This window comes from Legionella lytica (assembly GCF_023921225.1).
Lineage (GTDB): Bacteria > Pseudomonadota > Gammaproteobacteria > Legionellales > Legionellaceae > Legionella > Legionella lytica.
The window spans coordinates 2,048,960-2,063,428 of sequence record NZ_CP071527.1 but is presented as its reverse complement, the minus strand read 5'-3'; the positions used below and the strand labels follow the sequence as shown (position 1 = coordinate 2,063,428).

The window sequence follows — 14,469 nt, the reverse complement described above, 5'->3', positions numbered from 1 at the left end:
ATGAGCAGTTATGTAGAAGATAATGTGAAGCCTGATTACGATCAGGTGATTATTGATATTGCTGATTATGTGTTAAGTAAAAAAATTGATAGTGTTGTAGCCTACGAAACAGCACGTTTGTGTTTAATGGACACTTTAGGCTGTGGTATCTTGGCACTTAATTTTCCTGAATGCACTAAGTTAATGGGACCAATTGTTCCTGGTGCTACTTTAGCGGGTGGGGCTCGTGTTCCAGGAACCTCGTACGAACTGGATCCTGTTCAAGCGGCGTTTAATATTGGTACGATGATTCGTTGGTTGGATTTTAACGATACTTGGCTGGCGGCAGAATGGGGACATCCATCTGATAATCTGGGTGCTATTCTTGCAGTTGCTGACTATATGTGTCGACAAAATTGTGCTCAAGGTAAGGCTCCAATTTTAATGCAAGATGTTCTTACTGCGATGATTAAAGCCCATGAAATTCAAGGTTGTTTGGCCCTTGAAAACAGTTTTAACCGTGTCGGTTTGGACCATGTTATTTTAGTAAAAGTTGCCAGTGCAGCAGTTGCTGCTTTGTTATTTGGAGCAGACCGAGACATGATGCTAAGAACTTTGTCTCAGGTCTTTGTGGATGGCCAAAGTTTAAGAACTTACAGACATGCTCCTAATGCGGGTTCACGTAAATCTTGGGCTGCAGGTGATGCTACGTCGCGCGCAGTGCGCCTGGCGTTAATTGCCAAGCAGGGCGAAATGGGTTACCCCAGCGCTCTAAGTGTACCTACCTGGGGCTTTTATGATGTTCTATTTGGTAAGAAACCATTTAAATTCCAGCGTTCTTATGGCAGCTATGTGATGGAGAATGTGCTGTTTAAATTATCTTATCCAGCGGAGTTCCATGCGCAAACAGCAGTTGAGTGTGCGGTGGCATTACATCCTATGGTTAAAGAGCGATTTGATGATATTGCGCGGGTTGAGCTCGTTACTCATGAATCAGCGATTCGTATTATCAGTAAGCAAGGCGCACTTCATAACCCAGCAGATCGGGATCATTGCTTACAGTACATGGTGGCTATTGGCCTATTATTTGGTGATTTAACCGCTGAGCATTATGAAGATGATGTTGCCGCAGATCCTCGCATTGATGCGTTACGCGCAAAGATGCATGTGACTGAAAATGAGCGTTTTTCACGTGAGTATCATGATCCTGAGAAGCGTTCGATTGCTAATAGCATCAAATTAGTGTTTAAAGATGGCACTGAGAGTGAATTGATCACGGTTGAATATCCGATTGGTCACAAGCGTCGACGTGAAGAAGGCATTCCTGTTCTATTGTCTAAATTCAAGAAGAACTTGAGTACTCAGTTTTCTGCCGATCGTGTAGAAAAGATCACGAAGGCAATGAGTGATACCAACTCTTTAGCTGCCATGAAGGTTGAAGATTTTATGGCAATGTGGACGTTGTAGGTAGACATGATTATGGGGTATGGGGCCATATAGGCCTCAATTTAAACCCTGCCGTCATTGTAATGACGACAAATGTAGAGCCAGTATAGCGCAGCGTAATACGGGATCGAGGCTTGGTTATTGGAGCCATAGATCCCGGATTGCGCTGCCCTCTATCCAGGCTACGTTAAGTACTTAAATTTTTCGTTGTAAACCCGCAGCGGCGAGTATTTTGGTAGAAATTTCTTCAATAGAGTACTTCGTGGAATTAATGTAGGGTATTTTTTCTTTCTGATACATCGCTTCAACTTCAGCGACTTCCAAACGGCATTGATCAGTAGAGGCATATTTGCTATGAGGTCTGCGCTCAGAACGGATTTGTTGCAGGCGTGGCACATCAATGGTTAAACCGAAGAGTTTATGCTTATAAGGCCTTAATATTTCAGGCAATTTAAAGCCGATCATTTCTTCTTCAGTAAACGGGTAGTTCGCTGCCAAAATCCCATATTGCAATGCCATATACAAGCAACTTGGCGTTTTACCACAGCGAGAAACCCCAATAAGGATAATATCAGCCTTTTCATAGCCCCGTGTTTTAACGCCATCATCATGAGACAGAGCGAAATCTATCGCTTCCAAGCGATGAAGGTACAATTGATTGTCAACTACACCATGTGTTCGGCCTACCGTATAGGATGACTTCTCATTCAATTCATTTTCAAGAGGAGCAATAAAGGTGTTAAATAAGTCAAAAACACTGGCTTTGGCTTCTTTAAAAAAATGGCTACGTATTTCCCTGTTAACAAGGGTCATAAATACTAGTGGTTTACTACCGTCGTCCTCATTAACTTTATTAATCTGCTGCACTACTTTTTCAGCTTTTTCCATCGAATCAATATAGGGGATTGTCAGGCGTTCGAATGAAATATTATCAAATTGACTGATCAGGCTGTTTCCTAGGGTTTCAGCGGTGATTCCCGTCCCATCGGAGAGCATAAAAACATGGCGTTTCATCATTTACCTTTTAGAGCGAATAGAGGTTAATTCATTTTAAAATGAATTGGTTAATATCTCCAGCAAGTGTACATATTTATATGCATCTGCTATCTTATAATTTAAATGGAGAATTATCTATCAGAAGGTGGTTATGGAACAAAATCGCTTTGGTGGGCACGATAAGCTATTTATTTTTGGGATGATTTGTCTGACTACAAGCTTGGGCTTGTTCTTTTTTAGTCTATACATTTTGCCTTATTTTTTGTTTGAATGGAGTTACAATATTCCAGATTTTATTTTAGATCTGATGGCAAAGTACCAAGATGATTATCAGTATACTTCTGCAGGAAGTAAGACTGTTATTTGGTTAATGTTTTTTATACCTTGCCTTATTACGGGGATAATTTCTTATTATATTTCCCGTTATTTTGATAATCAAATGTATGGTCCTGAAATTAATCCAGAAGAAGAACAGGATAAGCAGCCAGGTGAATTACAAAAACAAATTAAAGAGTCCGCAAGCTTAGGGGGCAAAATTCTTGCATTAATGATCGTTATCGTGGTGCTTATATTTTTGTTGCAATATGTTATTCAATCAACTTCCTAGCCGAGGATGACAGGAGCTTTTTATGTTTAATCAATGGAAAATTAAAAGAATTGTAAAAAAGATAAAAGCAATGCAATCAAACCGGGTAAACAACCAACCTGGTGATGAGGTGTTAAAAAAGGAAATTGCTTATTATTTTGAGTTAGCTGACATTTACAAAAAGATGAAATGCAGCAAGAAGTTTCCTTACGCACGCATCATGTATGAAGAGTGCTTGAGAACGGCAACGAGCATTGATGATGCGGAGGCCAATTATCAATTAGGAAAAATAATTTTAGGTGAGGCAAAATTCAGAGAGCAACTGGAAATAGAAGGCGTTTTCAAAAGCGAATCCAATAGCAAAAGTTGCCAGCGACTTTATGAGGAAGCTCATGCCTATTTATCGGCGGCAGTGAATTTAGGCCATATTGAAGCTAAGAGATTGAAAGGTTTGAGCTTTATTAATGGCTGGGGAATTGGGGCTGATAAAAAAGCAGGCTTTGATTTAATTGTAGCGAGCATTGAGCAAGAAGGTTCTTGGGATAGAGTGCCACAAATTTTTGCCGCCATGGGGCTTAATAAGCCGGAGTTTTTCTCCGAAATCATGCAACATCGAAAAGGTGGGTAAGATTTGGAGATGCAATTGCTCATATCTGGCTTTGAGCCGTGATATACTTAAATAAAAATAGCCTAGGTGATTAATATGCCTTTAAATCCGCTAGAAGTTATAGACATGCTTAGTAAAATGTATCCTCAGCAAGAGAGTGATACTAAAAAGCAGCAGAAAATGGCTGAACAGCAAGAAATCATGACCCGCATGAAAATTGATAACGATAATTTTTTTGCGCAATTGAATCGATTATTCTTAGAGAGCCTAAGCGCAGATCGTTTAAAAGCATCGCTAGAAGAGGCGGCGCAACAGTCTGGATTTGACAATCTTCAACATGCATTAAATTTTGCGCAAAATAAATTTGGACAAAGCCCTTTACAACAAGCATTTCAACAACAAGATTTTAGCAAAGCCAATCAACTGATAGATTATGGTGCCGAAGTTGGTCCTATTGAACGAGCTGCATTTAATGTGGCTTTAGATAGTGAGGCGGCTACAGCATCTGGTTTGCAACGCCCTTCTGCCAAAGGACCAGAACCACTTCATCCGGTAAAAAACTTCGGACTTACTCTAGGGGTTGAGATGATGAGTAAGGATGGTACTTTTTCTCAGCTTGCTGAAATTGGCCCTTCATACAACATGGTGTCACAATCTGTTGCTAAATATGCGGAACGAGAGCCTAAATTTAAAGAGATTTCCGAAGCATTCGATTTTTCTAATAAAACGGCAGGTTTTTCTTCAAGTACGGCTAGAAACTCACCTCAAGCTGGCGAGAAAATGGCAGATCGTATTAGTCAAGGTAAGATTACAACTATTCCTGTTTCTTGCGAAGGACATGCGATGGGTCTATCGGTAGTTCCTGATGGCCCGGGTTCTAAATCAGGGTATATGGTGTTTACAAACCGTGGTGTTGGAGCAGATAATCCGGGAACGCAAATTTATCGCATTGATGATTTGAGTAAGGTAGATAGTAAGTTTATTAATTCGATGATGAATGGGCATTCTAAGGGGCAATCTCATGATGCCATCATGATGCAGATTCACAATGTTGCGGGTAATAAAGCACCAATACATGAGATCGATCAAAAAGGTCAAAAATGCGATAACTGTACAGTTGCTAATCCACGCTCGAATGTCCATGGAATTCTTTTATGTCAAAAGGCAGTCGAAAAGGGCGGTTTTGATAAATTAAATGAGCAAGATCATCAGAATGTCAAAACGGATTATAAGAAATTTAGTAATGGAATGAGATCGGATAAGGTTGATGAGCTTGTTTCTGCCATGGCGAAAAATCCTAAAGATGAAGATTTGTCTAATATGGCGAAAGAATATTTGAAGCAACAAGCACATAAGACTAGTGATTCAGCTAAGGAAATTAAAGATAAACTGGAAGGTGCGTTAGCTCGCTCTGCTGATTCAAGAGCACAAAATGAGCAACGCTATGAGCCACCGATGTCAGCACCGCATTGATGTTATGCTGTTTAGGGTTCTGATTTAATTGCTTTTTAAGGAGGTCCTGGTTGCATGCAACTGACTCTTCTACACATCTTGTTTCGAGATAAAAAAATGATCCAATAGCTTTTTTGTCTCGGAGCACCAATTTGGAACTATCTATTGAAAACGCGAACTCAGGGTCGGAATTTGTATTTTCGCACTGAAATAATATAGCATCCCTATTTTCACAAACGAATCATCTTCTTTTTAATCGAATGCATGCCATTTTTGCAAGTAGTCAAGACTATGGTGATAAATGGCCAACCAATTTAACCTATACTTTATAAAAGCTACTAACACTAAAACACGAGTAATATGAGGAGCTCATGATGAAACGAATGTGGCTAGGTAGTATAGGTCTTTGTATGATAACCCAGGCTTTTGCAGTTGAACCCTCAGGCCCAAACAAAACATTATTACCATCTCCTTATCCTGTATATGTGATTAAAGACGCAGGTGTTGTCAATCATTCTTATCCTGGAGCAACTCAAGTTCTTCTGCCTACAGATAATACTTATACAGGTGAACCTGGATGTTATATTGCTTGTTACTCACATTCCCCTGGACTCTATATGGTTTCTCCAACAATCTCGGTAATGGGACAAATTCGGGTGCGTGGTAAGTATATGATTCGTATTTGTAAACCAGAAGGCTATCAAAATATGGATATTAGCAAATCAGATCAGTTAAAAGAGTTGTGTTCTGAAAAAATTAAAGGGTGTAGCAATAATTTATGCTGGGCTGGTGGTGATACAGGGGGGTGGTTTGGTATTCAATAGCAGCTTGTTTGATTTGCAGACATGAATAGAAAAGCAGAAATTAAGAGCTTTTACAGGATCTGTTAACAGAATTATCCACAGATTTTGTGGATATCTTGTCGCTGTCGCGAAATGATTTGACCGTAAGATAATCGGAAAGCTCTGATTTGACGCATTAACGTGCGACTAAAATTAGATCGAACCCAATCAGCTCAATCACGTTCCTTGCATGGCTATTTTATAGGTGCTATTTGCATCGTTTGTTGTAATATTAGCCATTTTATCAATTTTTGGACGCACCTCTCCTGTAAGATAGCGAGTAAGCTGCCTTAAGTTGAATCCAAATACAGCAGCGTAACCGGCGCTTTTGGTGGTTTCATCAGATTTCATACGACTTCTGCCCAATTGGCCACCTTGCTTCGTGTGGCCAATCAAAGGCTCAATACCAGCGCGCCGATGATGTAATAATTGCCGAATTGGCCATGGTGTTGTTTCGCGAGCCGCATTGAGCGCCCTGTCAGGACGGGGTAATTGAATTTCAAGAACGCCTTTTTCAATCAATAGTTGTTCGTTGTTCAATGAATAATATCCTTTATCTGTCGCAACCGATGCCAGCAACCCCTTTCCAAAAAGATGCTCATGAGTATTGAGCATCAACGGTAAAGACTGAGCATCTGGCATATAAGTAGAGGCACATTCGCCAACAAAAAGAAAGTTACCTCCAATACGTCCTAATTGATAGGCGCGACCAAACTGCAGTCTTTTATTTAATTTACCTTTATTAAAACAACCGACTTCATAAGCATGCAATGAAGAAATCGATGTATTGGCAATGCCCTCAAAAAGATAACCATGTACATTCTGTAATAACATAGTCCCGCGCCAGCTCAGCTTCTCAACAGCACGGCGAAGCGCCCAATATTTACCCGATGCCAACTGATTACCAAACAAATAGATATCATTTAAGATAGGCAATACATCGGCATACGTTTCACGCCATAGCCGCTGAAGCACCACGGATAATATATCCTCGCCAACATCCTTGCGTTTCAAATTAAAATAATACAGCGCGATTTGTTTTAAATTGCTTAGCCCAACACGGTAACGCTTCATGCCACCACAGCACAATTGATTCAGTCCTTTTCCAACTTCTGACGCAAGAACAGCAACCTTAACCAATAAATTGGCGATTGCGGGATAAGCTATATTAGCTTCTTGCACGGTAGAGTCAATATCAAGCTCCGTAGGATTGGCGTAATTCAGTGTAACGGCGTGTTGCGTTATCAAATTGGCAAGTCGGCGTTGTGTTTCAGGGCTTAATCGAGAACGAAACGTCTCGATTTTGGTATGGTCTGGCGCATGCCATTTCTTGATGAAACCATAACCGCAAAACAATTGAAAGGCAGCATTATCGCGTACTTGTTGTTCTATTACGCGATCAGTGAGGTTAAACATCTGTTGTAATATATAAACACCAAGATGAATGCGTACGCGTAAGGGCCTGCCCATCCACCAATGTTTCTTTTCCGTACGCTGTAAATCAGGTAATACTAGTTGCAGCATCTCTTCCCAGGGAAGTTTTTGCGCCAGCTTCATCAGGCGATGGTCACTCCTGATTGCAGTGGTGACACTGCCACCGGTGACCAGCTCATCAAATCCATCCACATCCAAACTCATTGTTACCTTACATCCTTCTTTCTTTTTTTATCGTACCGCTCTTTGTTTTGCTACCAATTTGGCGCATCCGCCACTGAAAAACATCAGATTCCACCACCAAATGGATAAGTGCTTTTTGAGCATACCTTTTCTTAGGCGATACGTCTGGTAATGACTTAAAATCCCAAGATAAGAGTTGATAGAACATAAAAAGGCCATTTGCTCTTCTTTCGTGGGTTTATGGTCTTTGGCTACTGCATTATGCTTTGTAATGGCCTCATAAAAAGTCCCTTTGATGCGACGACCGGCATAAATACAGTGTGGTTTGAGCATCACCCCAAGAAAAGGAATGCCTTTGCGATAATGCTGCAGGTATTGCTTGCGCGGGTGAAGCTCGAGTTGGAGCTCTTCTTGCAAAAACTGCTCCATTTGGGGTATGAGTGATTTTAAAAACGCTTTGTCTTCGTGTACCAGAATAAAATCATCGACGTAACGACCATAGAAACGCACACCTAAATCGTGTTTGATATAATGGTCAAAGGGATTTAAATAAAAATTGGCAAACACCTGGCTTGTCAGATTGCCAATTGGCAGTCCACAATGGGGTCTGGCATAAAAAAGGCTCTTGTCTTTGGGGAAATCTTGCCAGTCACGCCGTTTTCCCTTGATAAAACAGTTGCTCGTCGGCTCATTTTCAACGATTTTTCTAGCCACCTCCAGAATTAATTTTTCATCGGATTGGTTATAATGCTTCTCGAGAAGTAAGCGAAGTTTTTCCCAGAGAATACGCCGATTAATGCGGATGAAAAAACTCATGATATCGAGTTTTAGTACGTAGCAGTCTCTTTGGTAATTTAAGGAGCATTTGCGTATAAATTGCGCCGCACGCGCAATGCCCATATGTGCGCCTCGCCCTTTTCGACTCGCATAGCTGTCATAAATAAAGGCCTTCTCAAACAAGGGATTCAGTTGATTAATTAACCAGTGATGCACCACTCGGTCACGAAAATCAGCGGCAAAGATTTCGCGTTTCACCGGTTTGTCAATGACAAAAGCAATGGAGCGCCCAGGATGCCAAGTGTTGGAATTGAGCTCATCATACAAAGCGATGAGATTGCTTTCATAGTCCGTTTCAAAGCGGAGCGCATTCATGGTGTTGCGCTTGTTCTTGCGACAGTCAAAATAGGCTTGGAATAATGATTCCAATGACGCACCATATTTCATACAGCTCTGTTCCTTTTCTATCAATCATCTCATTCTAATAGGTGGCGTGGACTTGTTAAATGCCCACGCCAATTGTGACATTGCTTTGTTTAAAACCCCGGACACAACGGACAGGCTGCTCGTTGTTCTTATTGTCGTTGTTGTCGTTACCCGACGGGAAGTTCACGTTCCACGCGTTGTTGTTGTCATTCTGCGACGAACTCCAGTAGAACGCGGACGAAAACCCGCCAAACGCAATACAAAGGTGTTTTGGTCTGCACAAGGCGTCTTATGCAGACACGAATCAACTGCTACACAGCAGTCCCTTTGTCGCTTTTAAACAAAAGCATGCTCACTCATGAACACCGTAGCCTTCATGATTCTGGCTTTCGGCTGGCATTACGCCAGCCAGTCACCTGCTTGCCTATGCGTGTCAAGAGTTCACTTAACAGGGCTTGCCTTTTAAGTGATATCAGTTTCATCTCAACACACAGGCGAATTTCTAATTTCAGCAACTCCATCTCATCTAAAAAGTCCTCTAAATGCTCAACCCTGTTTTGATGCTTGTTAGCCCGGTAAATGCAACGAAGCAAATGAAGGGCATCGCGCTTCATGTCTTGGCCAAGTGTGTATCGATATTCTCTTGGAAAATCGCGGGTTACCTCAAACACCCTCAGAACCAACTGATAACTGTCCTTATAAACGGGTAACTCTGTATAGAAAGCCATTAGCCAAAATCCAAATCATTCGTCTTTAAAGAAATCATGAGGCAGCTGCGCTGCCTCAAAAGAAAAGGGATAAAGGGGCTAAGGGGGAAAAGCCCGGACACAACGGACAGGCTGTACGATATCCTTACTGTCGACGAGGTCGAAACCCGACGGGAAGAGCACGCCCCTCGCGACGCCGAAGCCATCCTGCGACGAACTCCAGTAGAACGCGGACGAAAACCCGCCAAAGTTACAGGGAATTGTAGAGTTGGAACACAATGCGCTATGGACTGTAGCTAGCTCATTTCTTGCGGGAAGATACCAGTCTGTACTGATGCCTCGGCAACGTTGGGCCGCGCAGTTAGTAGGACTGCCTGTACAAGCTCCATCAAGAACAATCGCATTGGTATTGCTAACCCCATCATCCAGGCTTGTTGCGCCAGCTATATTTGAAAAAGTACTTGTCCATTGGCTGTTAAAACCTTGCGCCACATCAATGACGACCTTGCCACTGCCCCCGCTTTCTTGAAACACCAATCCTCCCATATGAGAGAAGGCAATTAAGGTCGCGGGGCTGTTGGCAGTGTTGCTGCCGCTGACGGTAATCATGCACGGTGCGTAAGGGGAGTTGGAAGTCAGTTTCAGCGTGCAACTGGCTCCAGGTGTCACACTGGCGCAATTGCTGTCGTCAACGGACAGATTAGGGCAGGCTGCCTTATTGCTGACTGTAATTGCATTCGCATTCACGACACTGACCGCATCGTTAGTGATTTCTAATGACAACGGTGTTATTGAAGATACCGTAACGACCCGGTCTTGCTGTACAGGGCTTGTGATGCTTATCTGTGGCTGACTGGTCACCGTCACATCGACATTCGCAGTGTTGGTATTGTCTCCGACGATGGGAATAGTCGTTGGTCCCTCTTGTGTACTTGAAGCAAAAGTAATCGTACAGCTTGCTCCAATCGCCAGAACCGCACCACACGTCGTACTTTGTACGCTGATGCCGCTGCCTCCTGGGATGGTTGCAGCCACATTCTCTCCCGCAACTGGAGAGCCTGCATCATTAGTCACGGTGACATCGCCCGTTGAATTTTCAGCAAACAGTAATGTGGTCGGATTAACACTAATGGTGGCCATTGGTATGGGCGTGACGGTCACTGCAACAGTTGCGGTATTGGTGTTGTTGCCGCTTATGCCAATGTTAGTTGGGCCTTCCACCGCAGGGGCAGTAAAGGTAATCGTACAGCTTGCTCCAATCGCCAGAACCGCACCACACGTCGTGCTTTGTACGCTGATGCCGCTGCCTCCTGGAATGGTTGCAGCCACATTGTTTGCTGGTTCTGTCGAGCCTATACTGTTGGCCACAGTGACCACTCCATTATTGCCCGCAACAAAATTTAAAGAAGACGGGCTCACCGTAATCGTAGCTCCTGCTGCAGGACCACGGGCAATGCGCAAAATATTGGCAGCGCTTGGCCGATAACACTGGTTGTGGTTTCCTTGCTGGCAAACCACAGGACCATCTATAACCGGACTGCTTAGCTGGCTACCGCTTATCTGTAAAGACAGGATGCAGGAGCCCTTGCCTGACAGTACAAAAGGGTTGCCGCAAATGCCTAAACCAGTGGTGATTTGTGTAATGCCCCGAATGGGCTGCATGATTAAGGTGTGTGGCTTGCTGGACTGGTTGGTGACTCGGTATTGCACCAGAGCTGTCCCATTGGAGGGAACCGAAACAGTCGTGGCCGTGAGCGGCTCAAACGTCCACAATGGAGTCCCTGCAAAAACGGTTGTCATCAGGAACACTGAGCACCAGAATGCCAGTATTCTCTTCAAAAAAATTTTGTTGTTGTATCGATGCATGGTCCTTGTCCTTATGCGATGTAAGTCAGATTGAACAACACCCCATTAGTGTAGAGGTGATTGAGGGCTAATCCTGAATTTAGGCTCTGCCCCGCAGCACGACCCAGCTCACTTTTGCCCCAATCGGCGAATTCATAACCAACCCCTATCTGCCAGTGGGTGTTTAAGGGCTTTTGCATGCCGACGCCCAAAGTGTAGGTAAAAGCGGTTTTCGTGTGGTCTGCAAAATTAGGATTAGGTAATGCTTCAAAAATCAAGGGCGTATTAGTGAAATCATGGGCGCGATTAAACCCCACCCCAAGACTGGCACTCACCCAAGGCATGACCCAATATCCTTTATCAAGCAACAGCTTGCCTTTTACCGCTACGTGACTGTTGCGTACTTTGTAAAGGTAACTGTAATTAGCAAATTGAGGGTCGGCATCATCCCATATCACACCCTGCAGTTTGGCATTGCCAGTAGTGGCGGCCGCCAATCCCAATTGCCCCAACCATTGAGAAGTCAATGATTTTTGTATACCAACAAACAGTTCACCCGAGGCAATGGCATTAGTCGATTTTCTGGCGGCATAGGTCTTTTCAATCTCTGGCGCCAAATAAAAAGTCTGTGTCTCACCACCCCTGGCCCAAATGGGTCCCGCGGCTATTGAAGCAACCCAGGTCCAATCTTTGGAGGGAGCAACAGGCCCCATGGTGCCCGCAAATACTGTACTTCCCAACACACTGGCTGTTGCTATAAAAAGAAATAAACGATACTTCACAAGCACTCCTTGCAAAGTAAAAACGATTTATCATGTGAAAATAGTAAGCAGTCAGCGGCAATTGATTGGAATAACAAGAGAGTGAAGGCACAAACGAGCCCCATACGATTTAAGTAGAGCAAAGAGATGAAACAAGCCCCTGAGTAAAGGAAAGAAACACAAAAAAATGTATGGGGAAAAGATAAAAATAAGGGGAAATCTAGTGCTGATTGCTGATGCTGATTGCTGGCAATGGTCCCATCATTGGGCGTTAAGAGCAAGTCTTGTTTGATATCTAATAAATAGTTCATTCCCTGCGCCAGCATCCTATATGTTTATTTAATATTGAAAAACTATTCCAAATTATGATACTTTGTTAATGATTTAAAATCAAAAAAATTCCTTCAGTTTCTTATTCCTCAAACTTGCCCAAATCATTTCGCGACAGCGACTATCTTTTTATGAAGATAAATAAAAAAATTATGAGCTAATACCCATAGAAACAGGATTTACGTTTGTTTTATTTTTTTATTAGGGAGTTTATATGAGCCGGGTTCGAAAAATTATCCACAAGGATAATTCATAGTTGATAAAAATTTTTGGTATGATAACAAAAAATAAAATGAAAGAACAGCTTGATTTTATGTTTTTTTGGACTACTAGCAGGGTTAATCCTAATTACTTCTATGAACACTTCAGAAAAGATGTTGCTAATAAACATCAATAAATCAATCAGCTAAGTTTCTGAACAGCAAAGCGTGTGTAGCTTGGCTTTCTATAATAAAGTGCTATCATGAAAAGAATAAGCAACTGGAAGCTACCTGAATAATAAGGAAATTTTCATGTTAAGACGCGACATCTCAACAACGAATGTATTAATTGCTGCGGCTGGTGGAATGGTAGGTTCCGGATGGCTATTTAGTCCCTATATTAGCGCTCAAATAGCCGGTAGTAATTCATTAATTTCTTGGGTTATTGCTACCTTTTTTATGTTGTTTATTGCGCTACCTCTTTGTGAGTTAGGCACTATGTTCCCCATTTCTGGCGGAATGTCTAATTACCCCACTTTTACCCATGGGAATGAGGTTGGTTTTTTATTTGCATGGACTTCATGGCTTTCTTATGTAGTTATGACCCCTATTGAAATTCAAGCTATTCTCCAATACGCTAGTCATTTCTTCCCCATATTGGTTGCGGGGCACTCGGTTACCTTACAGCTTTCAGCCTATGGCTATGTTGCGGCTGTTGCGATTATGCTTTTCGTCGTGTTTTTGAATTCCTATGGGATTAAATTACTGGCTGAATGTAATAAATACGCCAGTATTATCAAATTTATATTACCCATTATCGCTATTGTTTCCTTTTTTCATATCGCACCGTCAATGAGTAATGTCTCTGTTGATATATCGGATAAAGCCAGTTGGGTTGCTATTTTTGCCGCACTTTCAGAAGGTGGGGTTGTTTTTGCCTTTACCGGTTTTCAAAATGGGCTTGTGCTTGCAGGAGAGGTTAAAAACCCTCAACGCAGCATTCCGATTGCGATTTTAGGCGCCGTTTTAATTGGTTTTATCTTATATTTTTTACTGCAATTAAGTTTTATTGTCGCAATTCCCCAGCAATATTTAAGCCATGGCTGGTCAGGATTATCTTATCCTGGGGACAGTGGTCCTTTGGTGGGGTTAGCATTGCTTTTAGGGCTGGGGGTGGTTGCTACTTTACTTATGATTGATGCCTCCTTTTCTCCTTTTGGGACAGCATTAGTCTATGCTGCAGCAACTTCGCGTATTCTTTATGGAATGGCACAAAATGGGCATTTGCCAAAGATTTTTTTAAAAGTAAATCGCCATAAAATTCCCTACATTACCTTGTATGCGAATTTAATTGTTGGCATGTTGTCCTTTTTACCTTTCCCGGGCTGGCAAAAACTGGTGGCTTTCCTTTCGTCTGCGAGCATTCTTTCTTATAGCATTGGACCGATTTGCTTATTAGCCATGCGCAAATTGCAACCGGAAACCCAACGCCCATTCAAGTTATATGGGGCATTGCTTTGTTCTCATGTTGCCTTTTATTTTTGTAATTTAATGTTGTACTGGTGTGGTTTTGCAATTATATGGAAGCTTGATGTGGCTTTATTGCTCGGTTTGGTTCTGTATTTTATTGCGCATCGCCGAGTTTCTTTTGATAATGGAGTACTCATGGGATGGTTCTTTTTGTATATGGGAAGCATGCTTTTGATCTCTTATCTAGGTTCCTTTGGAGGAATAGGAGTACTTCGTTTTCCTTTTGACTTGCTCTGTATTTTCCCCGTAAGCATATTTATTCTTTGTTTGTCTCAGGCATTATTAAAGCCTGTTAACCATAAGCATGTAGTCAGTGATCTGGATGGAGCAATGGACCTAAAAAAGAATGAAGTGATGATTTGAGCGAT

At 42.2% G+C, this 14,469-nt stretch carries 13 protein-coding genes; 6 read left to right on the top strand and 7 right to left on the bottom strand.

Annotated elements, in window-relative coordinates:
* Entirely contained in the window at positions 1-1,446 is a 1,446-nt protein-coding gene (locus tag J2N86_RS09075) for a bifunctional 2-methylcitrate dehydratase/aconitate hydratase (protein ID WP_252579076.1), read from the top strand.
* A gap of 174 nt (positions 1,447-1,620) precedes the next feature.
* On the opposite strand, the gene ppsR is transcribed toward J2N86_RS09075, so the two are convergent.
* The gene (ppsR, locus tag J2N86_RS09070; RefSeq protein ID WP_252582433.1) at positions 1,621-2,439 is read right to left on the bottom strand and encodes a posphoenolpyruvate synthetase regulatory kinase/phosphorylase PpsR; all 819 of its coding nucleotides are present in this window, start codon (positions 2,437-2,439) and stop codon (positions 1,621-1,623) included.
* A gap of 133 nt (positions 2,440-2,572) precedes the next feature.
* Here ppsR and J2N86_RS09065 point away from each other — a divergent pair, with 133 nt between their 5' ends.
* The 4 genes from J2N86_RS09065 (at position 2,573) to J2N86_RS09050 (ending at position 5,890) form a co-directional block, all read left to right on the top strand.
* Entirely contained in the window at positions 2,573-3,028 is a 456-nt protein-coding gene (locus J2N86_RS09065) for a hypothetical protein (protein WP_252579075.1), read from the top strand.
* Positions 3,029-3,050: 22 nt separating this feature from the next.
* A complete protein-coding gene (locus tag J2N86_RS09060) occupies positions 3,051-3,635 on the top strand; it encodes a hypothetical protein (protein WP_252579074.1) in 585 nt (194 codons plus the stop codon).
* A 75-nt stretch (positions 3,636-3,710) separates the two neighbouring features.
* Positions 3,711-5,087 carry a Dot/Icm T4SS effector AnkD/LegA15 gene (gene ankD / locus J2N86_RS09055; protein ID WP_252579073.1) on the top strand — a complete coding sequence of 459 codons (1,377 nt, stop codon included), beginning with the start codon at positions 3,711-3,713 and terminating at the stop codon, positions 5,085-5,087.
* A gap of 350 nt (positions 5,088-5,437) precedes the next feature.
* Positions 5,438-5,890 carry a hypothetical protein gene (locus J2N86_RS09050; protein WP_252579072.1) on the top strand — a complete coding sequence of 151 codons (453 nt, stop codon included), beginning with the start codon at positions 5,438-5,440 and terminating at the stop codon, positions 5,888-5,890.
* 195 nt (positions 5,891-6,085) lie between these two features.
* Here the strand turns inward: J2N86_RS09050 and J2N86_RS09045 are convergent, their stop codons facing one another.
* The 6 genes from J2N86_RS09045 to J2N86_RS09020 all read right to left on the bottom strand — a co-directional run bounded on the left by J2N86_RS09045 (position 6,086) and on the right by J2N86_RS09020 (position 12,352).
* Entirely contained in the window at positions 6,086-7,546 is a 1,461-nt protein-coding gene (locus tag J2N86_RS09045; protein ID WP_252579071.1) for a transposase, read from the bottom strand.
* A 27-nt stretch (positions 7,547-7,573) separates the two neighbouring features.
* Positions 7,574-8,749, bottom strand: coding sequence for a reverse transcriptase/maturase family protein (locus J2N86_RS09040; protein ID WP_252579070.1), 1,176 nt, complete (start codon positions 8,747-8,749; stop codon positions 7,574-7,576).
* Between the two features lie 353 nt (positions 8,750-9,102).
* Positions 9,103-9,456 carry a four helix bundle protein gene (locus J2N86_RS09035; protein WP_252579069.1) on the bottom strand — a complete coding sequence of 118 codons (354 nt, stop codon included), beginning with the start codon at positions 9,454-9,456 and terminating at the stop codon, positions 9,103-9,105.
* A gap of 78 nt (positions 9,457-9,534) precedes the next feature.
* Positions 9,535-11,301, bottom strand: a complete 1,767-nt coding sequence (locus J2N86_RS09030; protein WP_252579068.1) for a DUF1566 domain-containing protein — start codon at positions 11,299-11,301, stop codon at positions 9,535-9,537.
* A gap of 11 nt (positions 11,302-11,312) precedes the next feature.
* Complete coding sequence (locus J2N86_RS09025) at positions 11,313-12,062, bottom strand: outer membrane protein (protein WP_252579067.1); 750 nt, start codon at positions 12,060-12,062, stop codon at positions 11,313-11,315.
* On the bottom strand, positions 12,059-12,352 hold the full coding sequence (locus J2N86_RS09020) for a hypothetical protein (RefSeq protein WP_252579066.1): 294 nt from the start codon (positions 12,350-12,352) through the stop codon (positions 12,059-12,061). Before J2N86_RS09020 ends, J2N86_RS09025 begins: the two co-directional genes overlap by 4 nt.
* Before the next feature lie 531 nt (positions 12,353-12,883).
* On the opposite strand from J2N86_RS09020, the gene J2N86_RS09015 reads away from it, so the two are divergent.
* Positions 12,884-14,464 (top strand): APC family permease, encoded by a 1,581-nt coding sequence (locus J2N86_RS09015; RefSeq protein ID WP_252579065.1) that lies wholly within the window; start codon positions 12,884-12,886, stop codon positions 14,462-14,464.
* Positions 14,465-14,469 lie beyond the last annotated feature (5 nt).